The sequence below is a fragment of the Streptomyces sp. DH37 genome (assembly GCF_029813835.1).
Classification (GTDB): domain Bacteria; phylum Actinomycetota; class Actinomycetes; order Streptomycetales; family Streptomycetaceae; genus Streptomyces.
Genome location: NZ_JARVKV010000161.1, coordinates 1 through 519, shown reverse-complemented (window position 1 = coordinate 519; position 519 = coordinate 1). Strand labels below are relative to the sequence as shown.

At 73.8% G+C, this 519-nt stretch carries 1 protein-coding gene; it reads left to right on the top strand.

The genetic code is table 11. The features are described from left to right. The coding region (locus tag QC029_RS30475) for a hypothetical protein (RefSeq protein WP_279559078.1) at nucleotides 1–359 on the top strand (359 nt) is incomplete at its 5' end. Nucleotides 360–519: the final 160 nt, after the last annotated feature.

The window sequence follows — 519 nt, the reverse complement described above, 5'->3', positions numbered from 1 at the left end:
GATCGCTGACGCCGATCCTCGCCGGCTTCCTGCTCACCCTCGCCGCCCGGGCCGGCGTCGAGATCGACGGTGAGATCGCGACGCTGGCCGTCGGCGCGGGCCTGATGCTCGCCTACTACCTCCTCTTCCGGCTGCAGGAGGCGGTGGCGGACCGGATCGGCTGGGAGCCGCTGCGGATGGCGGCCGGGGTCTTCCTCGGGTGGGCCCGGCCACCGAAGTACGTGGAGGACACCATCGGCACGGTGCTGCTCCGCTTCAAGGACGACGAGGAACATCTGACCAGCCAGTTGCAGCAGCTTCCCGTGGCCGCTGAGCGGCCAGCCGCACCGGGCAGAGCGGCGCCCGACGACCGTACGTGAACCGGCCGACCCCTGACGGGAGCGGCCTCAGCCGTGGGGGTGCCCGATGGACGCTGCGCCGCTCGGCGCGGTCGGAACCCTCGTCGTCGGGCTCGCAGCGGCCGGCGCGGCGCTCCTCGGACAGCGGGGCGCGAACCACTCCGCCCGGTCCGGGGCGATC